General features: G+C 51.7%; 18 protein-coding genes and 1 tRNA gene. 17 read left to right on the top strand and 2 right to left on the bottom strand.

Annotation, left to right across the window (positions count from 1 at the left end):
* The first annotated feature begins 66 nt into the window (after positions 1 to 66).
* The 6 genes from ACTQ1N_RS06990 to ACTQ1N_RS06965 all read left to right on the top strand — a co-directional run bounded on the left by ACTQ1N_RS06990 (position 67) and on the right by ACTQ1N_RS06965 (position 5,890).
* Positions 67 to 948 carry a branched-chain amino acid ABC transporter permease gene (locus tag ACTQ1N_RS06990; RefSeq protein WP_154526451.1) on the top strand — a complete coding sequence of 294 codons (882 nt, stop codon included), beginning with the start codon at positions 67 to 69 and terminating at the stop codon, positions 946 to 948.
* Positions 949 to 957: 9 nt separating this feature from the next.
* Entirely contained in the window at positions 958 to 2,043 is a 1,086-nt protein-coding gene (locus ACTQ1N_RS06985; RefSeq protein WP_441955947.1) for a branched-chain amino acid ABC transporter permease, read from the top strand.
* Positions 2,044 to 2,049: 6 nt separating this feature from the next.
* The gene (locus ACTQ1N_RS06980) at positions 2,050 to 2,820 is read left to right on the top strand and encodes an ABC transporter ATP-binding protein (RefSeq protein ID WP_441955945.1); all 771 of its coding nucleotides are present in this window, start codon (positions 2,050 to 2,052) and stop codon (positions 2,818 to 2,820) included.
* Positions 2,820 to 3,545 carry an ABC transporter ATP-binding protein gene (locus ACTQ1N_RS06975; protein ID WP_441955943.1) on the top strand — a complete coding sequence of 242 codons (726 nt, stop codon included), beginning with the start codon at positions 2,820 to 2,822 and terminating at the stop codon, positions 3,543 to 3,545. The genes ACTQ1N_RS06980 and ACTQ1N_RS06975 overlap by 1 nt, the downstream gene beginning before the upstream one ends.
* Positions 3,546 to 3,680: 135 nt before the next feature.
* Positions 3,681 to 4,889, top strand: a complete 1,209-nt coding sequence (locus tag ACTQ1N_RS06970) for an ATP-grasp domain-containing protein (RefSeq protein ID WP_441955941.1) — start codon at positions 3,681 to 3,683, stop codon at positions 4,887 to 4,889.
* 8 nt (positions 4,890 to 4,897) lie between these two features.
* On the top strand, positions 4,898 to 5,890 hold the full coding sequence (locus tag ACTQ1N_RS06965; protein ID WP_441955939.1) for a glycosyltransferase family 2 protein: 993 nt from the start codon (positions 4,898 to 4,900) through the stop codon (positions 5,888 to 5,890).
* A 19-nt stretch (positions 5,891 to 5,909) separates the two neighbouring features.
* On the opposite strand, the gene ACTQ1N_RS06960 is transcribed toward ACTQ1N_RS06965, so the two are convergent.
* A complete protein-coding gene (locus ACTQ1N_RS06960; protein ID WP_441955937.1) occupies positions 5,910 to 7,058 on the bottom strand; it encodes an ATP-grasp domain-containing protein in 1,149 nt (382 codons plus the stop codon).
* A 36-nt stretch (positions 7,059 to 7,094) separates the two neighbouring features.
* Positions 7,095 to 7,817, bottom strand: coding sequence for a gamma-glutamyl-gamma-aminobutyrate hydrolase family protein (locus tag ACTQ1N_RS06955; RefSeq protein WP_441955935.1), 723 nt, complete (start codon positions 7,815 to 7,817; stop codon positions 7,095 to 7,097).
* 185 nt (positions 7,818 to 8,002) lie between these two features.
* Here ACTQ1N_RS06955 and ACTQ1N_RS06950 point away from each other — a divergent pair, with 185 nt between their 5' ends.
* From ACTQ1N_RS06950 to ACTQ1N_RS06900, 11 genes are all read left to right on the top strand, one after another.
* Positions 8,003 to 8,938, top strand: a complete 936-nt coding sequence (locus tag ACTQ1N_RS06950; protein WP_441955933.1) for an FAD binding domain-containing protein — start codon at positions 8,003 to 8,005, stop codon at positions 8,936 to 8,938.
* Positions 8,935 to 11,817, top strand: a complete 2,883-nt coding sequence (locus tag ACTQ1N_RS06945) for a molybdopterin-dependent oxidoreductase Mo/Fe-S-binding subunit (RefSeq protein ID WP_441955931.1) — start codon at positions 8,935 to 8,937, stop codon at positions 11,815 to 11,817. The genes ACTQ1N_RS06950 and ACTQ1N_RS06945 overlap by 4 nt, the downstream gene beginning before the upstream one ends.
* 257 nt (positions 11,818 to 12,074) lie before the next feature.
* The gene (locus ACTQ1N_RS06940) at positions 12,075 to 14,312 is read left to right on the top strand and encodes a ribonucleoside-diphosphate reductase subunit alpha (protein ID WP_441956019.1); all 2,238 of its coding nucleotides are present in this window, start codon (positions 12,075 to 12,077) and stop codon (positions 14,310 to 14,312) included.
* A gap of 31 nt (positions 14,313 to 14,343) precedes the next feature.
* Entirely contained in the window at positions 14,344 to 15,396 is a 1,053-nt protein-coding gene (locus ACTQ1N_RS06935) for a ribonucleotide-diphosphate reductase subunit beta (protein ID WP_441955929.1), read from the top strand.
* A gap of 158 nt (positions 15,397 to 15,554) precedes the next feature.
* Positions 15,555 to 15,627 (top strand) — tRNA-Thr (locus ACTQ1N_RS06930).
* Positions 15,628 to 16,110: 483 nt separating this feature from the next.
* Complete coding sequence (locus ACTQ1N_RS06925; RefSeq protein WP_441955927.1) at positions 16,111 to 16,494, top strand: hypothetical protein; 384 nt, start codon at positions 16,111 to 16,113, stop codon at positions 16,492 to 16,494.
* Between the two features lie 130 nt (positions 16,495 to 16,624).
* A complete protein-coding gene (locus ACTQ1N_RS06920) occupies positions 16,625 to 17,752 on the top strand; it encodes a GDSL-type esterase/lipase family protein (protein WP_441955925.1) in 1,128 nt (375 codons plus the stop codon).
* On the top strand, positions 17,749 to 17,982 hold the full coding sequence (locus ACTQ1N_RS06915) for an acyl carrier protein (RefSeq protein ID WP_441955923.1): 234 nt from the start codon (positions 17,749 to 17,751) through the stop codon (positions 17,980 to 17,982). Before ACTQ1N_RS06920 ends, ACTQ1N_RS06915 begins: the two co-directional genes overlap by 4 nt.
* 10 nt (positions 17,983 to 17,992) lie before the next feature.
* Positions 17,993 to 19,567, top strand: coding sequence for an MBOAT family O-acyltransferase (locus tag ACTQ1N_RS06910; RefSeq protein ID WP_441955921.1), 1,575 nt, complete (start codon positions 17,993 to 17,995; stop codon positions 19,565 to 19,567).
* Between the two features lie 24 nt (positions 19,568 to 19,591).
* On the top strand, positions 19,592 to 21,082 hold the full coding sequence (locus ACTQ1N_RS06905; RefSeq protein WP_441955919.1) for a class I adenylate-forming enzyme family protein: 1,491 nt from the start codon (positions 19,592 to 19,594) through the stop codon (positions 21,080 to 21,082).
* Positions 21,079 to 22,302, top strand: a complete 1,224-nt coding sequence (locus tag ACTQ1N_RS06900) for a hypothetical protein (protein ID WP_441955917.1) — start codon at positions 21,079 to 21,081, stop codon at positions 22,300 to 22,302. Before ACTQ1N_RS06905 ends, ACTQ1N_RS06900 begins: the two co-directional genes overlap by 4 nt.
* Positions 22,303 to 22,396 lie beyond the last annotated feature (94 nt).

Below are 22,396 nucleotides of genomic sequence, written 5' to 3'. Positions count from 1 at the left end.
GGCTGGTGGTATGCAGCCCCCTTCTTCCTGCCTGATGAATGACAATTGAGCCGCAGGAGGATTGAGATGCAGTTTTTATCTTATCTGGTCAGAGGCATATCACTGGGAAGCGTGTACGCGCTGATCGCCCTGGGGTACACGATGGTGTACGGCATCGCCAAGATGCTGAATTTTGCCCATGGCGATATCATCATGGTCGGTGGATATGTTGTGTTCTTCACGTTTTGCCAGGGTGGTATGAATCCCTGGCTTTCTATGATTCTTGCGATCGTCGTCTGTACCCTTCTGGGCATTACGATTGAGCGGATTGCCTACAGGCCGCTGAGAGGAGCGGCATCTCTGGCTGTGCTGATCACGGCCATCGGCGTGAGCTACTTCCTGGAGAATGGAGCGATGCTTCTGTGGTCGTCTGAGCCGAAGTCCTTCACTTCCATCGTCAGTCTTCCGGCCCTGAATCTGTTCGGCGGCAGCCTGCAGATCTCGGCGGAAACCATCGTGACAATTGTGACATCCCTTGTGATCATGTTTGTTCTGATCTGGTTTGTCAACAATACCCGCCCGGGTCACGCGATGCAGGCGGTTTCCGAGGACAGAGGAGCGGCCCAGCTGATGGGAATCAATGTCAACGCCATCATCTCCCTGACCTTTGCAATCGGGTCCGGACTTGCAGCCATTGCGGGAGCGCTTCTTCTCTCCTCGTATCCGACGCTTGTTCCGACAACCGGCGCAATGCCTGGCATCAAGGCGTTTGTCGCAGCTGTATTCGGGGGAATCGGATCGATCCCGGGAGCGTTTGTCGGCGGAATCCTTCTCGGTATCATCGAGAATCTTTCCAAGGCTTATATTTCGACGCAGCTGTCCGATGCAATTGTGTTCCTGGTTCTGATCGTTGTCCTTCTTGTCAAGCCTTCCGGACTTCTCGGGAAGAAAGCAACTGTGAAAGTGTGAGGTGAGCATATGGCGAAACAGAAAAAAATGAGCAAGTCAGCCAGAACATATCTCACATCGTTCATTCTGATCGGGGTATTCTGGGGTGCAATTGAGGTTGTAAGGCTTTCAGGCAATCTTTCATCGAAGGCAGCCGGACTGCTGATTCCGGTCTGCGCGTATATCATGATGGCAATTTCTCTGAACCTGGTGGTCGGCTTCCTCGGGGAGCTGTCCCTGGGGCATGCCGCATTCATGAGTGCAGGGGCATTTGCAGGCGTGTTCTTCTACAATACAGTCGGGGCGGGAATGCCGGAAGGGGTGGCGATCGTGCTGGCTTTCCTGATCGGCGGACTTGCAGCCGGAATATTCGGCGTGATCGTCGGTGTGCCTGTTCTGAGGCTTTCAGGAGACTATCTGGCCATCGTGACGCTGGCATTCGGCGAGATTCTGAAGAACGTCCTGAATTCTCTTTATATCGGGTCAGACAGCGCCGGGCTTCATTTTTCGCTGAAGGATCAGTTTTCTCTGAACATGGAGCCGACCGGAAAGGTGCTGATGAAAGGTGCGATGGGTATTACGGGGATCAGGAAGTTCTCCGTTTTCTCGGTCGGGATTCTTCTGATTGCGCTGACGCTTCTTTTTGTCCTGAATCTGATGAACTCGAGAGCCGGCCGGGCGATCACCGCGATCCGCGACGATGACATCGCGGCAAGGTCAATCGGAATCAATCTGACAAAGTACAAGCTGATGGCGTTTGTCTCCTCCGCAGTGATTGCAGGGTTTGCCGGTGTTCTCTACGCGCTGAATTTTGCGTCTCTTGTCGCGAAGAAGTTCGACTACAACCTTTCCATCAACATCCTGGTCATGGTTGTCCTCGGCGGGATGGGAAGCATTCCCGGAGCCATCATTGCGGCAGTTGTGCTGACGGTACTGCCGGAGCTTCTGAGAGGCTTCAGCCAGTACAGGATGTTCATTTATTCGATTGTGCTGATTGTCATGATGCTCTTCAACCGTGCACCTGCCTTTGTGATGTGGAGGCAGAGACTGGCGCTGAAGCTCCGCTCCGGGAAAGCAGGCTCAGGGACGGAAGATGCCGGAAAGAAGAAGGGGTGATCGGGGATGGCATTGCTTGAAGTAAAGAATCTCGGTATCTCCTTCGGCGGCCTTCAGGCTGTCCAGGGACTGAACATGAGCATAGAAAGCGGTCATCTGTACGGACTGATCGGTCCGAACGGTGCTGGAAAGACAACCGCCTTCAATATGCTGACCGGCATGTATACGCCGACCGAAGGGATCATCACCTTTGACGGTGTCAATATAACCGGAAGGGGACCGGAATACATCTCGAAGGCCGGCATTGCGAGAACCTTCCAGAATATCAGGCTGTTCAATGCCATGTCTGTTCTGGACAATGTCAAGGTCGGTATGCACAACCGGGTCACATACAGTATGCTCGACGGTGTGCTGCGTACGAAGAAGTACAGGGACAGGGAAGCGGAGATGAATCAGAAGGCGCGCAAGCTTCTGGACGTCTTCGGGATCGGAGACAAGGCGGACTATGCGGCGTCCCAGCTGCCTTACGGACAGCAGAGAAAGCTTGAGATCTGCCGTGCCCTCGCATCGGATCCGAAGCTGCTGCTTCTTGATGAGCCGGCCGCCGGCATGAACCCGAACGAGACACAGGAACTGATGGAGACGGTCCGGAAGGTCCGTGACGACTTCGGTATCGCCATTCTTCTGATTGAGCATGATATGAAGTTTGTCATGGGAATCTGCGAGGAGATCACGGTACTGGAGTATGGCAAGACGATTGCCCACGGCGATCCGCAGACGGTATCCAATGATCCGGAAGTGATCGCGGCTTATCTGGGAGGAGATGACGAAGACTGATGGGTGAACTGCTGAAGGTAGAAGATATCAACGTATACTACGGGTCCATCCACGCCATCAAGGATGTCTCCTTCCATGTGGATGAGGGCGAGATCGTCACGATGATCGGGGCAAATGGAGCCGGCAAGACGACGACGATGCATACGATCTCCGGGCTTCTGCGGTCGGAGACCGGGAAGATTGTCTACGATGGAAAAACCATATCGAAGATGGAGCCGCATAAGATCGTGTCCCTGGGACTTGCACAGTGTCCGGAGGGGCGGCGTGTCTTCTCCGGGCTGAGCGTGTCTGAGAACCTGGAGATGGGGGCGTATACAAGAAAAGATGGAAAGGATGCCATCGCAAAGGACTTTGACATGGTCTACGGCTTGTTCCCAAGGCTGAAAGAGCGGAAGCATCAGCCGGCGGGGACTCTGTCAGGCGGCGAGCAGCAGATGCTGGCAATCGCCCGCGCCTTGATGGGAAAGCCGAAGATGCTGCTGCTCGATGAGCCTTCCATGGGACTGTCACCGCTTCTGGTAAAGGAGATCTTCCGGATTATTGAGACGATCAACAAGGATCAGGGCGTTACGGTTCTTCTGGTGGAGCAGAACGCCAAGATGGCACTGAACATTGCCGACAGAGGATATGTTCTTGAAACCGGAAACATCACGATGGAAGGAAAGGCTTCTGACCTCGCGAACGACCCGGCCGTGAAGAGTGCTTATCTGGGCGGCGCAAAATAAACAGTCCATACAGTTTTTTATATACAAGCGCCAGGCGGCATGCCTGGCGCTTTTGTTGCGGAGGGGCGCCGCTGGTATTATACTGTTTCACAGGCATGCAAGAATACAGACAGAATGATTGGAGCGACTCGGATTATGATGAAGAGCCAGAAAAAACTGATGGTACTGGGAGCCAGTTACTCACAGATTCCGCTGATGAAGGCAGCCAGAAGGCTTGGCCTGCATGTGACGGCAGTCTCGATCAAAGGTCCTTACCGGGGATTTGGTTATGCGGACGACGTGGTATACGCAGATATCACAAATCCGGAGGAAGTGCTGAAAGCGGCGGAGGAAAAACAGATCGACGGCGTGACAACCTGCTGCATGGATCTCGGCGTTGAGGCGATGGGGGTTGTGAATGAGCGTCTGCATCTTTCCGGTCCGGGAATATTTGCCGCAAGAGCAGCCAGGAACAAGGCAGTTGAGAAGCAGGCATACCGGGAGCACGGTGTTCCGACGGCATCTTTTTGCTTTGTACATTCTCAGGAAGAATTGAAAAAGGCACTCACGGTCATGCAGTATCCGGTTATCCTGAAGGCAGCAGACCAGATGGGGAGCCGCGGAATCCGGAGGGCGGACAACGAAGCAGAAGCAACTTTAGCATATGAATATGCGATGGCGGCGACGAAGGAGAATTTCTGCATTCTCGAGGAGTTCCTGGAGGGAACGATGTTCGGCGTGGAGGCCATGATGTCGAACGGAAAGCTGGCTTATGTTCTGCCGCTTGGCAATGATCTTCTGGATGGCAATCCGCCGTTCCCGATCGGGCACTATGTCCCCTGGGCACAGGGGGAAGCGATCCGAGGAAAGATAGAGGATCTCGTGAGAGCAGTTGCAGAAGCACTTCATTTCGACAACTGCGCGATGGATCTGGACTGCATGTATAAGGATGGGGAGGTCTATGTGATCGAGGCCACAGCACGGGCCGGTGCCACCTGCATCACGGACACAGTCGGCATCTATTACGGAATTGATTATTATGAGGCGATCGTCAAGGCTGCGATGGGGATCGATGTCTCTGAGATGTTCCAGACTCCTTCAAAGCAGTATACACCGAATCTGAGCCGGCTGCTGTTTGCGGACAGGGAGGGAGTTGTGAGCCGTATCGATGCGCCGGCACACGGCAAGCTGCCGGATGGTGTCGTGGATCTTTCCTTTAACATCTCAGAGGGAAGCCATGTGCAGAAGGTCACAAACGGAAGGGACAGGATCGGCCAGCTGATTGTGAGAGGGGAAAGTGTCGAAGCCTGCAGAAAGCTGGAAAGAGAAGTGCTGGGCCAGATTCATCTTGAGTATAGGGAGTAAGGATAATTATGAAGCTATCGATCGTTGTCCCATGCTATAACTCCGAGCATACAATTGGAAAGCTTGTGGATCTGTGTATGCAGGAGTTCAACAATAAAGACGGCTGGGAGCTTGAGATGGTTCTCGTCAATGATTTTTCGAGGGACGGGACGTTCAATGCCATACAGGGGATCTGTGAGAAGTACCCGAATGTCAAGGGTATCAACCTTGCAAAGAACTTCGGCCAGCATGGCGCACTGATGTGTGCGTTCCAGTATGTGACAGGGGATGTGGTCTGTGGGATTGATGATGACCTGCAGAGCCATCCGGCACAGATCCATCAGCTGCTCGACAAGCTCCTGGAAGGGGATGGCTGTGATGTCGTCTTCGGGAAGTACAGGAAAAGGCAGTTTGGATGGTTCAAGAATCTGACCGGAAAGATCAGCCAGTGGCTGCTGTTCCGCCTGACAGACCGCCCCAAGGGGGTCGAGATGAGCGCTTTCTGGGCAGCCAGAAGATATGTCATCGATGAAGTGAGAAAGTACCGGGGAACGGACGCCTTCATCCAGCTTCTGTTTGCCAGGACAACCAGACGAATGGCGGATGTGGAGGTCGACCACTACGCGCGGGAGGTCGGAAGCTCCAACTACACCTTCAGAAAAGAAATGAAGCTGTTCATGACGTTCATGAGCTTTTCTGTCATTCCGCTTCACCTGGCGACCTGGCTCGGCGCTCTGTTTTCGATGACAGGTTTTATCTGGGCGATTGTTATTCTGGTTCAGAAGCTGATGAACCAGGATCTTCAGATCGGATGGCCATCTCTGATGGTCGTGATCCTGATTACGGGCGGCTTCCTGTTCCTGATGCTCGGGATTATCGGAAGCTATATCGGAAAGATCATTATGACAGAAAATCATTCGCCGCTCTATGTCGTCAGGGATGAGCTGAACACAGGCGGCGCAGAAAAGAGGGAACGTCAGACCTTGCAGACAGACGGCCAGAAAGGGCGGACTTCAGACTGAAAAAGCAAGGTGAAGAAGCTCACTGGACATCGGGCTTCGGGAGATAGGGAAGGAGTGCTTCCCTGTCTTCGGCCTTGAACAGGAAATAGCCAAACCGGGAGGCACTGTCTGTCACAGCCTCTGATGTCACAGGATGAATCTCATATGCCACGACATACTCCGGGTGCTCTTTTCTAAGCTGTTCGAATACCTCTACATCCTTCTGGGTGAAGATGAAGCGGACCGCGGCGGCTTCCTTCTTTCTGGAAGACACAAGCTTCGGTTCTTCTCCCAGCGCAATCCGGATCACCTGTTCTATAAAGTCGATCCCTGTTGAGATATTGACAAGCGAACTTCCGATGAAATCTCCGCCCATCCTTCCGCCGATCTCAATCAGCCGGATCACACCGTCCGCATTGATTTTCAGTTCACTGTGGGAGGCGCCATTCTGAATCTTCAGAGAATTCAGTGCGTGCGTGACAATTTGAATCACCCGTTTTTCTGTCTCCGGGTCCACAAAAGCCGGTTCCAGATGTCCGGTTTCGATGAAGTGCGGCGCGCCTGTCGTGTACTTCTGGGTCATCGCAAGAAAGTGATGGTTTCCTCGGAAGGACAGAAATTCGACGCTGTACTCCTGCCCTGTCACAAACTCCTCGACCAGCGCCTTTTTTTCAAAACTCTCCGCTTTTGCCTCTTCGATTGCGCTTTCCAGTCCCTGCGCTGAAAAGAGCTCCGTGATTCCACGGCTTCCGGAACGGTCGGTTGGCTTGACGATGACTGGATAGCAGAGCTTTATGCCCTCCAGGTCGGATATGGAAGAGACGAGGATACTTCTGGGAGAAGGATCCCCATTCGTTTCGAAGGCTTTCCGCATCAGATGTTTGTTTGTGGAAAGCTCCGTTGATTCCATGGAGTTACCTGGCAGCCCCATTTTTTCAGCAACATAGTTTACTGTAACGACCGCAAGGTCAGATGCAATCGTACAGATGCCGTCGATCCCGATCTCTCTGCATTTTTCCAGAATCTTGTCTTTTTCGACAATTGAAAGCGGATAAAAGAAATCAGCTGTTCTTTCGCCGATGTCACCGGTCTTCCATGCAAATACATGGGTCTGGCAGCCAAGCGCGCTGGCTTTTTCAATCAGAGGCTCCTGAAGATAGGAAGCTCCGATAATTGCAAGTTTTTTCATATTCGCTGATACCTCCACGGATGGCTGATTTTTCGGTTATCGGCACTGAGCGATAAACCATCGGATGATCTTTTTTCCGGCACCCTTTTTGCTGCCGTGCTCCGGATGATACTGAAAGGCATAGATCGGAAGGGTTTCGTGCTGGATGGCTTCAATACATCTTTTTTTGTCAGTTGAGAACTGTGTGGCGATCAAACCATTGCCAAGCCGCTTGATCGCCTGATGATGCGCATGGAGCAGTGTAGCAGTGGGACCGAGCGTATGGTAAAGCGCGCTGGCAGGGGTCACCGAGACCTTCATCTGTTTCATTCGGTGGCTTCTTCCGATATCCTGATACAGAGAACCTCCGAAGTAGACGTTGAGAATCTGAAGCCCCCGGCAGACACCCAGAATGGGTTTTTGTGCTCGGACAAACTGGCCGATGGCATAAAGCTGAAGGCGATCGCGGGCAGAAGAGATATTTCTCGATCCTCTTTTTTTTTCATGGTACAAAGCAGGATTGACATCACCGCCGCCAGGAAGCGCAAGCCCGTCATAGGAGGCTGCGCGAATCTTCTTTTTCGTGGTGACAAGCACTGGGTTTCCGCCGTTTTTCCTGATGGACGACATAAGGGAGGCTGCGTCGCCGCTGCGCCGGGTATCAACGACACAGATTCGGGGGACGCTCATCGCATTTGCATGCAATGGGAAGGATAGTAGAAACAGAAAACTGAACAGCACCAGCAGGTGCCAGGTTCTTTTCATGGTGTGGGTTAACATAGCTGAACTCCGTTTCTATGAATTTCAAACATCAAAGATTCTACTACTGTTTTCCGGATATTTCCACGGCTGAAAATGACGGAAGCCATGCACAGAAATATTGGTTAAACAAGTCCTCTTCAAGTCCGACTCATCTTGTGTTATGATGGCTTCAGAACTTTAATCCTTGAGAGGAGGAAATGAACATGAGCAGAGAACTGTGCGCAGCTGCTTCAGCTTCTGAGGCGGTCATCATGAGGGATGCCTCATCCGCATATCTGGCCGGTGGCACAGAGCTTCTGCGCTCCGGAACAGAGCGAAGCGCAGACCGGCTGATCATGCTGAAAAACATCCCGGAGCTGAAGGGAGTCTCTGGAGAGACACCAGAGGCTGTCCGCATCGGGAGCATGACAACATTCCAGGAGGCTTTGGGATCGGACCTGGTGCCGGCGTATCTGAAGGAAGCTCTGAGGTATATGGCGTCCAGAACAAAGCGGGACATGGCAACCATCGGCGGCAATGTGGCGCTCATGCGGGATGACTCTTATCTGGCGGCAACGCTGATCGCCGCGCATGCGAAGCTGGAGCTCTTGCGCAGGGCAAAGCCGGGTTCCGATGAATCTGCACAGGATCGGTCCGGATGTCCTGACAAGAACAGACAGGATCTGGAGGAGGCTTCACAGGTCAGAGGTGACCAGCCTGTACGGGAGGCTGTCTGCATCCGGCGCTATCTGCAGAACCGGGAGGAATACCAGAAAGACCTGATCACGGCGATTATCGTCAGAACAGATATCTGCGTTGTCTCGAAGCGGTATGCAAACACAGCAGAGAGCCACTCTTATCTGACGGCATCGATGGGATATGTGGACGGTCGTTTCAGAGTGGGCGTCTCTGTAAAGAATGCTGGGGTATTCTTCCCGAAGGAATTCTCTGACAGCCTTGGAGAGGATGAGAATGCAGAGACATTTGCGCGCTTTGCAAAAAGCTGGACGGGGCTGGACATTCCGGATGATCTGTACGGGAGCACGGCTTACAAGCGGTATCTGCTTGGGGTAACCCTTGAGAACCTGTACCGATCTCTGAAAGAGAGAATTTCATCCGGGCAAAGGACGGATGGTAGAAAGGGGGAGACGGAAACATGAAGATATCCTGTGTGATTAACCATGTACCGAGAACCTTTGATGTAGATCCGATGATGAGCCTGCGGGAGCTGCTGGTTTCTGCAGGGCATGTCTGCGTCCGCGACTCGGACGACTCCGAGGGGTTCTGCGGGAGTGATACGGTTCTGGTTGACGGGACACCTGTCTATTCGAATCTGTATCTTGCGGGGGAGGCTGATGGCTGCGACATTCTGACACCGGACGGGCTGGGTGACGCCGGTCATCTGTCGGATGTACAGCAGGCGATGATTGATGCAGGGGTTGTGCAGAGTGCCTACAATGCGCCGGCGGCAGCCCTGCTCCTGACATGGCTGCTGGAAAACAACCCGGATCCGACAAAGGAAGAGATCAAGGATGCACTTTCCGGGATCTTTATCCGGGATGCGTCTTACGAGCATTACTTCCTTGCAGTTCAGCTGGTACGGGAGAGAAGGAAGTTTGGCCACTATAAGACCAAGACAGCGCCGGTATTCCGCGAGCAGCTCAGAGAGATCGGGACGCCGGACGGCAAGGTGGACGGTCCTGCGCTTGTCAGCGGTCAGCGGGCGTTCGTCGAGGACTATGTTTCGAATGATGCCTGTGTTCTGGTTGTCCTGCGGTCTCCTTATGCCAGTGCCTATATCAAATCGATTGACACAGCCGAGGCGGAAAAGGTCCCGGGCGTTGTGAAGATTATCACGGCGGCCAATTGTCCGGACATCTACTATATGCAGGCAGGGCAGGGCAACCCGGAGCCGTCTCCTCATGACAGGAGACTGTTTAACTGGAAGGTCCGCCATGTTGGCGACCGGGTCGCTGGGATTGTTGCGGAGACGAGAGAAGCCGCTGAGCAGGCAAAGAAGCTGATTCATGTTGAGTATGAAGTGCTGAGGCCGGTGCTGACCGTTGAGGAAGCCATGGCGGAAGGCGCGCCGGCCGTACACAATGGTCCGGTGGAATATCGTGCCGGCGCACCGGCGGATCTGGAGGCTTACAACGAGCAGGCATCCAAGGATCCACGGGAAGGCAAGGTGGTCTATCAGTTCCCGCTCGGTGCAGATATTCATCACAACATCGCAGCGTCCAACAAGGGCGGCATCGGGGATGTGGAGAAAGCGTTCGCAGAGGCGGATGCTGTTGTGGAGCGCACCTACCAGACCAGCCAGATTCAGCATACGCCGCTGGAACCGCATGTCTGCTTCGCAAGGATGGAGGGCGGCCGTCTGACCGTCTATGCGTCCACACAGGTGCCGTATCATGTGCGAAGGATTGTGGGATGGGTCACAGGTCTGCCGGAGAACCGGATTCATGTCGTCAAGACCAGAGTCGGCGGCGGCTACGGCTCGAAGCAGGATATTCTGGTCGAGGATCTGACCGCGTACGCAGCCTATGTGACCGGGCGGCCGGTTTACTACAGAAATACCAGGGAGGAGGAATTCATTGCCTGCTCGACCCGTCATCCGATGCGGATGCGCGTGAAGATGGCCGGCATGAAGGACGGGCGGATCACCGGTATTTTCATGGAAGTGCGCGCCAACACCGGGCCTTACGGCAACCATTGTCTGACCGTCCCGATGAACAGCTGCTCGAAGACGCTACCGCTGTTCAAGTGTCCGAACATGGCATATGACCTGAAGGTCTACTACACCAACACACCGCCTGCCGGTGCCTATCAGGGCTATGGAACACCGAAGGGCAACTATGCGCTGATGATGGCGATGGCAGAACTGGCAGACAAGCTTGGCTGCGATTACAAGGAGATGGTCCTGAAGAATCATGTCGAGACAGGGTACCGGCTGGATATTCTGAAGGGACTTGGAGAGGGCCGCGAGGGGAATGTTGTGCCGGTCGGTTCCTGCGGCCTCAGGGAGGCAATTCTCAAAGGCTGCGATATGATCCGCTGGGGTGTCAGGGAGCAGTCTGACGATCCGGATGTCAGGATTGGAAAAGGCTTTGCCATGATCATGCAGGGCAGCGGTCTGCCGGGGCTGGACCATGCCGAGGCGATCGCCAAGATGGAGACAGACGGGACGGTGATTCTTAACAGCGGGTGCGCCGATATCGGGACAGGGCTGGATACTGTCTGCGCCAAGATTGTCAGCGAGGTCATGTGCATGCCGATGGAGCATGTGACCGTTCTGTCAGGGGACACGGACGCAGCAGCATTTGACACCGGATCCTATGCGTCCTCCGGTACGTTCTTCAGCGGAAATGCGGCACTGGATGCGGCAAAGAAGCTGAGGGAGGGGGTGCTGAGAGAAGCAGCACTTCAGCTCGGGGAGGAGGAGACCGACCTTGATCTCCGGATGCCGGGCGAGGTGTTCTCGAGGAAGACCGGAGCCGTGCTCAGCTATGGGGAGCTCTCCCATACAGCCTGCAGCGGAAGCGGCAGAGGGATGGTTGTTGCGCATGGCTCATACGTGACAACGGCATCCTCCGTGCCGTACGGCGCTCACTTTGCGGAGGTGGCTGTCAATATCCGTACCGGAGAGATCAGGGTTCGGAAGTTCTATGCGCTTCAGGATGCCGGAACACCGATCAATCCGGAACTGGCGCTCTGCCAGATGTACGGCGCAGCGCTCAAGTCGATCGGCCATACGCTCTATGAGGGGATGATCCTTGACAAGGATGGTGTCTGTCTGAATGCCAATATGACGGATTACGGTGTGCCGATGGTCTGGGAGCAGCCGGATGATTTCAAGGCAGTGCTGATCGATGTGAATGATGAATACGGGCCGTTCGGCGCGAAGTCCATCTCAGAGATCGCCTGCAACGGTGCGGCACCGGCCATCGGGATTGCAATCCATGACGCCTGCGGCGTCTGGATGGACAGCTGGCCGATGACACCGGAGAAGATTCTCAGAAAACTTGGAAAAATCTGAATCAGAACATCCATACAATTTGAGTAGTACGAAGGGGCTTCCTGCGCAGCAGGAAGCCCCTTTCGTTTTTGGAAGGACTTTAGGACCTGACTCATAGCCTGGCAGGAAGATTCCGCTTGAGCTGTACGCCGGCACATGATATACTGTCCAGCAGCTGATTTTCGATACAATATCTTGTAGTGTGAGGATATATGAGCACAATGATCAGAACGAACAGGAAAGATGCGCCTAACGAGACCGGCAGAATCGCCGCCGCCATGAAGGCACTCTGTTCCAATGGCGATGAGAAGCTACGGAAAGAGCTTCCGGCTTTCATCCAGAACTTGCAGAGAGACTTCCCGCAGGTGGACCTGTCACGTCTTGCAGACAGGTACCAGGCAATGTCCAGGCAGCAGATGACGGCGGAAGAGGGGCTGAGTCTTCTGACGAGAGCGGCTGCCGAGCTGACGTCCAAGGAGGAACCGCAGTGGGAAAGCGTTGCCGGGCGTCTGCTGTTTTACAGCTTCAGGTGTCAGCTTGATGAGACGGAGAAAAAACTGGGGCTTTCGGACTTTTACAGCAAGCTTTCTTATCTGACAAAGGAGGGGCTGTATGGAAGCTACATTCTCGAGCATTATTCGCAGGAAGAAATCAGGGCGGTTGAAGCATTTTTGGACGAATCCAGAAATCGTCTGTTTACATATTCCGGTCTTGATCTGCTGATTTCCCGCTATCTGGTCCATGATCACAAGGGGGTTCGGCTTGAATCTCCGCAGGAGATGTACGCGGGGATTGCGCTTCATCTTGCCATGAATGAAAAGAAGGACAGGATTCTCTGGGTCAGAAAATTCTACGATATGATGAGTCTCCATCAGGTGACGATGGCGACACCGACAATGGCCAATGCCCGAAAGCCCTACCACCAGCTCTCAAGCTGTTTCATTGACACCGTTCCGGACAGCCTGGATGGAATCTACAATTCAATCTCGCGGTTTGCGGATGTTTCCAAGTTTGGAGGCGGCATGGGCATGTACTTTGGCAAGGTGCGGTCGCGCGGCGGCTCCATCCGCGGGTTTGAGGGAGCCTCAGGCGGCGTCATCCGATGGATCAAGGTTGTAAATGACACAGCTGTCGCGGTGGATCAGCTTGGCATCCGACAGGGGGCGGTTGCAGTCTATCTGGATGCCTGGCACAAGGATCTGCCGGAGTTTCTACAGCTGCGGACCAACAACGGGGATGACCGGATGAAGGCGCATGATGTCTTTCCGGCTGTCTGTTACCCGGATCTGTTCTGGCGAATGGCAAAGCAGAATCTGGATCAGGACTGGTACCTGATGGATCCCCACGATATCCTGATGACAAAGGGTTATGCGCTGGAGGACTGCTACGGGGAGGAGTGGGAGAGAAAGTATTTCGAGTGTGTACATGATCCGGGCATCTCCAAACGGGTGGTCCGGCTCAAGGAGCTGGTCCGCCTGATTCTCCGATCAGCAGTTGAGACCGGAACGCCTTTTGCATTTTACAGAGATACCGTCAACCGGATGAATCCGAACAAGCACAAGGGCATGATCTACTGCTCGAATCTCTGCACGGAAATTGCACAGAATATGTCTGCGGCAAGTCAGGCTTCCCGGACAGTGACAATCCAGGATGGTGAACAGGTCATCCTGACGACGACTGTCCCGGGTGATTTCGTTGTCTGCAATCTGGCTTCTCTGTGCCTGGGTAATATCCATGTGGATGATCCCGAAGAGATCGAAGAAATCACGGCGACGGTCGTCCGGGCGCTCGACAATGTGATCGACCTGAATTTCTACCCGGTTCCTGAGGCGGCTCTGACGAGCCGGCGATACAGGGCTGTTGGCCTTGGCGTGTCCGGCTACCACCATATGCTTGCAAAGCACAGAATTACCTGGGAGTCAGAAAAACATCTGAAATTTGCGGATAAAGTCTTCGAGGACATTCACTTCGCGGCTGTCAAGGCGTCCGTGGCGCTAGCAAGAGAGCGGGGATCATATGCTGCATTTGCAGGCTCTGAATGGCAGACTGGCGAATATTTTGACAGGCGGAATTATCATTCTGAGCGGTGGGAAGCACTGAGAAAGGAAGCTGCAGGCGGAATCAGGAACGGCTATCTTCTGGCTGCGGCGCCGACAGCATCGACTTCGATTCTGATCGGAACGACAGCCGGCCTTGATCCGGTGATGAATCGATTTTATCTGGAGGAAAAGAAGGGAGCCATTCTGCCACGTGTGGCACCGGAACTTTCGATGGAGACCTACTGGTATTACAAGGCAGCGCATACGATCGATCAGACATGGTCCGTTCGGGCGGCGGGCGTCCGCCAACGGCATATTGACCAGGCACAGTCCGTGAATTTCTGGATTACGAATGAGTATAAGATGAGCCAGCTGCTGCATCTTTATATTCTCGCCTGGGAGGAAGGTGTCAAGACCGTCTACTATGTGCGGTCTAAGTCCCTGAATCCGAAGGACTGTGAATCCTGCTCATCCTGAGCAGGCTGAATGTTATGGAGGAGATGCAACCTTGACAGATGACAGGGTACTGAGGCATAAGCCGCTCTTTAATCCGATGGGAGACACGGATGTTCAGAGACGGCGCCTGATCAATTTCAATACAACCAATATCAATGACTTTAACAATATGAAATATGAGTGGGTCTCAGACTGGTACCGCCAGGCGATGAACAATTTCTGGATCCCGGAGGAGATCAATCTGAACCAGGACAAGTCAGATTATCCGAACCTGCCAAAGGCAGAACGCATTGCTTACGATAAAATCCTGTCCTTTCTGGTCTACCTGGACTCTCTGCAGTCTGCGAATCTGCCCATCATCAGCCAGTATGTGACCGCCAATGAAGTGAGCCTCTGCCTGAACATCCAGACATTTCAGGAATGCATCCATTCTCAGAGTTATTCTTATATGCTGGACACGATCTGCAATCCGACAGAGCGCAATGAGATTCTGTATCAATGGAAGACGGACAGACATCTGCTGCGGCGTAACGAATTCATCGGCAACCTGTATAATGGATTTGTGGAACACCCGGACAAGGAGCATTTTTTTCAGGTGCTCGTTGCCAACTATATTCTGGAGGGCATTTACTTTTATTCGGGATTCATGTTCTTCTACAATCTTGGTAGAAACGGCCGTATGCCGGGAAGCGTACAGGAAATCCGTTACATCAACCGGGACGAAAACACACATCTGTGGCTGTTTCGCAGTATTCTCCTGGAACTGGAGAAGGAGGAACCGGAACTTTTTAATAAAGCACATGCCCAGCAGATCGCCGACATGATCCGGGAGGGTGTTCAGCAGGAGATTGACTGGGGAAAGTATGTCATCGGAGACGAAATAGAGGGTCTCAATGGTCAGATGGTCGAAGACTACATCCGGTATCTTGGAAATCTCCGATATTCCTCCCTTGATCTGGGAATCCTGTATCCCGATTGTGAGGATGAACCGGAGAACATGAAATGGGTATCTTCCTACGCAGATGCCAACCAGGTCAAGACAGATTTCTTTGAAGCAAGGTCGTCAGCGTACGCTAAGTCGGCCGCGATTGAGGATGATCTGTAAAGCGGATCGGGAGGCACGAAAGATTTGCCTGATTTATCTGAGAAAGGAGTGAAAAAAAGTACTTGCAAATTCCTGGGAGAGCCGATATAATGGCAACGTTGCTGGGGAGTCAGAACGAAGTTTGATCCTTTCTGTTCCGAAGTAACGATTTATAGTGAGCCGGATTAGCTCAGTTGGTAGAGCGACGCATTCGTAATGCGTAGGTCCCCGGTTCAAGCCCGGGTTCCGGCTTAAAGTGAGAGGCTGCGTGTGCAAGTGTTTATGTTGCACATGCAGCCTTTTCTGGTTTCTGTAAGGCACCCTGAAAATAATTTTGCCGCACAGTTTGCCGCAAAAATTTTAGACACATTTTGTTCACAATTGTATAAAAATGCGAATCATGATGATATGATTATATTTATACAACCCATACCATTGAATGCGATTTTTCTATATTTTTTCAAACGCCGGATCTAACTTTTTGTTAGAATTTTTACCTGGGAGACAACTGCTGCATCGGGGACGATCGGCACCGGCTGAGGTAAGGAGGAATCGATTTACAGAATAGACAGAGAATGTGAAGGGATATAAGAGCTTTTACGGTCTGCCGGAGGATCTGGAGATTCTTCCAGATGAAAGTGACTAGAAAGCAGACGACCGGACAGATTTCATGATTTTCATAGAATAAAACCAAAAGACGGATCAAATTGCTGAACCAACGGAGGTTTCAAAACGATGAAGTATACTGCTATTGAAAAGGAGCTTCCGGCTCATGAGCTGGAAGCAGATTTTGAACGTGCACAGAAAATTGAAAAGTGGAGGATTGGAGAAAGGGCGCTGTTTCAGACGAATGGTTTGTTTTTTACAAAATATCTTCCGTTATCATCCATCGTAAGAGCTTACCCGCACGATTTTCAGATCAAGGGAGGATGCAGCTGCGCAGGAACCTATCCTTCACGGGGCGTTGTTATCGCATATGGAAATGGCGGAATCCTGAAGCTCATTCCGAACCGGGAAAAGGAGGCTGACGAATTGATCGCGGCGATCAAGACCAGGATTCCCGGCCTGGATACAGAGATCCCGGAGCGCTATCGGAATGAGACAAGAGAGAAGTATTAATGACATCTGGATTAACGATTTGAAATGTTACAGGATAATTAAGAAAAATTACGGTTGATTTAAGAAAGTCAATCGCCTATTATAATGATTGGTATTTGCTACGCTTGTCTGATTTTTCGGAGGGAGCTTCATGCGTTCATTCATAAACAGAATGGTCTGTTTTCTGATCGTGGGAATCATGGCAGTTTCAGGTACATTTCCGGCTATGGCGGCGGATGATCCCACATGGCCGAGTCTGCAGCAATCGCAGGCAGAATTCCCGGCTGCTCAGGATACGGATGTTAACACGGATATGGGTACCGTGATGGCAGAAAACGTGAAGATCCCATCCAAGGTGAAGAGGCTGGTCAGAAAATACGCGAAGGAAAAGGGAAAGACGCTCTACTTTGCGTCGCCTTTTCTCCAGGTAGTCCGCAACAGGTCCGTTCAACTGACAATAAACAAAGAGGCAGCAGGCGTGACTTATAAGTCATCCAAGCCGAAGGTGGCGCGTGTCAGTAAAAAGGGCGTGCTGTCAACCTGTAAGCGCGGTTACACCGTCATCACGGCTGCCTGGGAAAAAAAGACCTGTCATATGGTGGTTTATGTGATTCCTTCCAGGGGGACTCTGGATGCCAGTGTGAAATCCAGGATCATTTCTGCGAAGAACATCAAGAATGCCGGAAGTCAGAGAAACCAGGTGTCTTCTTCCAGGAGGAAGAAAACAATCCTGCTTGCCGGGAGTTCTTCCGCAGATCGGTGGCGGTCCGTTCCCCAGGCGTTTTCGGGTTTTAATGTAGTGAACAACGCGATTGGGGGCACAACGGCACAGGAATGGATGACCTTATACAAGAAGCTGATCATACCCTATCATCCTGATGCGGTGATTCTTCTTGTTGGCAGCAATGATATTGGCAGTACCGGAAGGATTCGTGGGGAAACATGTGCTGAGAGGGTTCAGACTCTGATTGCTTCTATCAGACAGGATCTGGGAGATCATGTTCCGGTCTTTTACATATCCATCCCGGTTACGCCGAGCCGTAAGAAAGCCTGGCCGCAGGAAAAAACAGCCAACAGACTGATCAAAAAGTACTGCAGTGAGACGGATAATGTGTTTTACATCGATCTTGCGTCGAAGTTCCTGGATAAAAATGGAAAACCGAAGGCATCCTATTTTGCATCCGACAGGCTTCACCCAAGCAGTAAGGGCTATCAGGTCTATAACAGTGTTGTTTCGAAACTAGTGAAAAAGGTATTGAATGGAGGAGAAAAAAGATGAAAGACAGGATACTGAACATTCTGAAGAGCATGGATGATTCTGTTGACTATGCATCCGAGACAAACCTGATCGACGACAAGGTAATCGATTCCCTGACGCTGACTGCGCTCATCTCGGAGCTGGAAAGCGAGTTCAACATTGAAATCGATATGGACGATATTGTACCGGAAAATTTCAACTCGGTCGATGCGATGACAGAACTGGTTGAAAGACTTCAGGACGAGCAGTGAGAGAGATGAGATGACTTTCATATCGTTTTATTTTCTGGTATTTTTGACAGCTGTCGCGGTTGTTTACTTTATTGTACCGGCGAAGGCACGATGGGTTGTTCTTCTGGCAGCGAGTCTTATATTTTATGCAAAGGCAGGCCTGTCATACCTGCCTTTTATGATGGGCACGGCAGCCATTACTTACGTCGGTGCACGGATGATCTCAGGCATTCATGAAAGAGCAGCGCTTGCACTGGCTTCTGAAGAAAGAAAAGACGAGAAAAAGGCGATCCGCAGGAAAGAGAAGCGTTCAGCCAGAAAAGTCATGTGGATCGTTGTCGCGGTGGTTCTTGCATATCTCATATATACAAAATTTGCACGGAAAGTGGCGGCGCTGTTCTTCGCTGCTGCTTCGGGTGGAAGCCCTGCACTGACGGTCATCATTCCGCTTGGAATTTCCTATTATACATTTTCCACGATCGGGTATGTCCTGGATGTATATTGGAAGAGATATCCGGCTGAGAAGAACTTCTTCCGCTATCTTCTGTATGTCTGCTATTTTCCGCATATTCTTCAGGGACCGATTGCCCGGTATGACAGGCTGGGCTTTCAGTTCAGAGAGCTTCACTACTTCGATTACAGGAGAGTGTGCTTTGGCGTACAGCTCGCCTTATGGGGAGTCTTTCAGAAGCTCGTGATTGCGGACCGGTTCGGCCCGTTCGTGACGAATGTTCTGGCAAATTATCAGAATGCGTCAGGCAGCCTGCTGCTTTTTACGATGTTCCTGTATGCGGTGCAGTTGTATACAGATTTTTCTGGCTGTGTTGACATTGCCAGAGGAATGTCGCAGATCTTCGGAATTGAGATTGAACAGAATTTCCGGCAGCCCTACTTTGCAACGAGCGTTGATGATTTCTGGAGAAGATGGCATATTACACTCGGCGCCTGGTTTCGCGATTATCTGTATATGCCTGTATCGATCTCCGGATTCGTGAAGAAGTTTTCGAGAGCCATGCGGAAAAAATTTGGCGCTGTTGCAGGACAGAATACGACGACGGTCTGCGCATTGATCCTCGTCTGGATTGCAACGGGGCTCTGGCATGGGACGGGCTGGAATTACATGCTCTGGGGAGCCTGGCAGGGCGGGATCATCATTCTGAGTGTCATTCTGAAGCCAGTGTATCCGAAGATGCTGAAGGTGCTTCACTTTGATCCGGATTCCCCTGAGTTTCATGTTTTCCGGATTCTCAGAACATTCCTCCTGTGTGGGATTATTCCGAGAACGTTTGTGAAGGCGCCTTCTCTTGGGGCGGCTGCGGTGATTTTGAAAAAAATGCTGACGAGTCCTGGTCTTGGTGTGTTTCGGCATACAGTCTTCACTTATGGGCTGGGGAAAATGGAGTTTTTGATCGGTTTTGCAGGGCTTTTTCTTCTGTTCCTGACTTCGGTAATGAAGGAGCGGGGATGGCAGATCAGGGCGCATCTGGCCGGAAGGAATCTTGTTTTCCGGTGGAGCATCTATCTTTTCCTCTTTTTCTTTGTCATTCTGTGTGGAAAGTACGGCCCGGGATACAATGCAGCGTCCTTTATTTATATGGGCTTTTAAGCAAGTAACGGATGGAGGTGTACGGTGTTTACTTCAGTGTTGTCGATTTTCAGGGAAGCTGCGAAGAATTCTTCGGATGCACTCTGCATTGTTGATGCAGACGGAGAGCATACCTATGGGCAGATGATGAGAGATGCAGAGGGAGCAGCGGCGTTCCTTCGCGCAAAAGGAGCAGATCTCGGAAGATGCGTCATTGCTTCGTATGATGGAAAGGCACATTACCTGTCACTTGAAATCGCCTGCTGGCTGATCGGTGCAATTTTTGTTCCTGTAGAGGATGATGCAGCAGATGAGCGGATTCTCAGTATCTATCAGGAGACGGATCCGGTATTGTTTGTATCAGACCGAAAGCCTGCTTCGGAGGACCTGAACAGAATAACGGCCTCTTATGAGGAACTGTCAGAAGGTGAACCGGTAAGGGACGCTGTGTACCATGTGCCGACCGGAGAAGAAACTGCCGAGATTCTTTTCACAACCGGGACGACTGGAAAGTCAAAGGGTGTGGAACTGACTCATGCGAATGATGTTGCGCTTGCACAGAATGTTGCGGAAGGGGTTCATATGCGCGATGGAAACAGGGAGCTGATCCCCCTGCCGCTCAGCCATGCCCATGCGATTCGTACACTCTATGCGATTTATTCCAAACATGGAGCAGCGCTTCTTGTCCGCGGTGTGACACAGGTGCGCAGAATCTATGAACTGATGAGGGATTATCATGCGACGGCGATTGATCTTTCACCAACTGCGGCATCGGTACTCCTCAAGCTTTCAAGAGGAAGATTCTCGGAGTTTGCCGGCCAGCTGGACTATGTGCAGGTCGGGACTGCTTACCTGAATGACGAGATCAAGGAAAATTTGAGAGCAACATTTCCAGGGACACGACTTTACAATTGTTATGGCTCTACAGAGTCCGGGAGAAGCTGTTTTCTGGATTTTTCCGGGAATGAAGACAGGAAGCATTGCATCGGCAAACCGGCTGTGAACGCGCAGTTCTTCGTGACGAATGCAAACCACGAAATCATTCATTCTGATGAAAAGCACACAGGACTGATTGCGACCAGAGGCGCCATGAATATGAAGGGCTACTGGAAGCAGAAGGAACTGACAGAAAGCGTTATGAAGGATGGGTATATCTTCTCAAAGGACGAGGGATATATCGATGACAAGGGATATGTCTATGTCCTCGGAAGAGCTGACGATGTCATCAATTTCCGGGGGATCAAGATTGCGCCTGACGAAATAGAGGAGGTGGCAGCAGACTACCCGGGGATTCTGGACTGTGCCTGCATTGCAAAGCCGGACAAGGTTTCAGGAGAGGTTCCGATTCTGGTCGTGGATACGGATGAGGAAACATTCGACCACAAGGCGATGATGCAGTATCTGCGCAGACGTGTGGATCCGGACAAGATTCCCCAGAAGATTGTCGTCTGCCATCAGATACCGCGGTCATTCAACGGAAAGCTTCAGAGGAAGAAGCTCGCGGCAGAACTGCTTGAGGGAGATAAGGTCATTTGAGAATGAAAGAAGTGACACAAAACAGAAGAAAACCGGTCACGGCGCCGCAGCTGGTGAAGATTGTTGTTTTTCTGGTTGTGACGGCTCTGATCTTTCAGTTTCTGACTCTGCTTTATGACCGTCCGAAGTCCTACCGGCTGTATGAGTACGAAACCCTTCCGGAGAATACGGTTGACGCGGTTGTGATCGGTGCAAGCACGGTATACCGCTATTATAATCCTATGGAAGCATGGGAAAAGCACGGAATCTCTTCCTATGCATATGGAATTGCCGGGGCTGTGGGGGAAAATACCATTTTCTCGCTGAAGGATCTGCTAAAACATCAGAAACCGGAGGTTGTCCTGATCGAGGTGAGAGGGTTTCTTGGCTCGCGGTCCATGAACGGCATGACAACCGACATGTATCGTTATATCAAGAACTATGCGAGTCCGTTCAAGAGATGGGAAATCCTGAATCATTATAATAAGATGACAGGAATACGCTTTTCATCTGATCAGCTGCCGTATTATCTGACATTGATCATGAATCATGAGAATTACTGGCGGCTATTTGACACCTCTAACTGGAAGCGGGTGATCAAGGGTGGCAAGAGAGATTTTTCCGCTATCGATGCAAGTCAGTTTATGGGGTATGCGATAAAGGACCGGGTTGTGCCTCAGAGTGCGATCCCGTATGACGAGCACTATCAGACAAAACTGGCACAAGGGGGAGAGAATGCGCTCCGGGAACTGCTCAGCTATTGCAGAAAGATTGGGCAGGAGGTTGTACTTGTTGCGTCACCGTACGTCTATACGCAGGATGATATGGGAGAACTGAATGCAGTTACAGCAATCGCGCAGGAGTACAATGTTCCGTTCCTGAATGCAAATAAGGATCAGGAAAAGCTCGGAATTGATTTTTCTACGGATTATTATGATGCGCATCATACCAATCTGCTTGGGGCTGTGAAGTACACGGATTATCTGCTGGACTATCTGACGCAGCACTATCAGTTTACGGATCACCGCGGGGATGAGGCTTATACGGTCTGGGAACAGGAAGATGCCCAGTATCAGCCGGCAAGGGAGGCAGCACTTTCATCTCTGGAAGCGCAGATCCAGGCGGCCGCTGCCGGGCAGGAGACAGGCGCAGAAGCTGCCGCAGAACCAGTTGGAACAGGTTCCGGCAATCAGACAGTGACGTCTGAAGAGGGAAGCCCGTCTGATGACGGTGAAGACTGATCTTTTTGAGATTGACATGCCTCGCAATATCCGATATAAACGGAGATGACAGTTCTGTTATCTCCGTTTCTTTTTTGCAGCTCTGTATACGATT

Origin of the sequence: Porcincola sp. LCP21S3_C12 (assembly GCF_052118625.1) — a bacterium.
GTDB lineage: Bacteria > Bacillota > Clostridia > Lachnospirales > Lachnospiraceae > Porcincola.
Note: the sequence above shows the minus strand (reverse complement) of the source record. Positions and strands in the feature narration are given on the sequence as shown.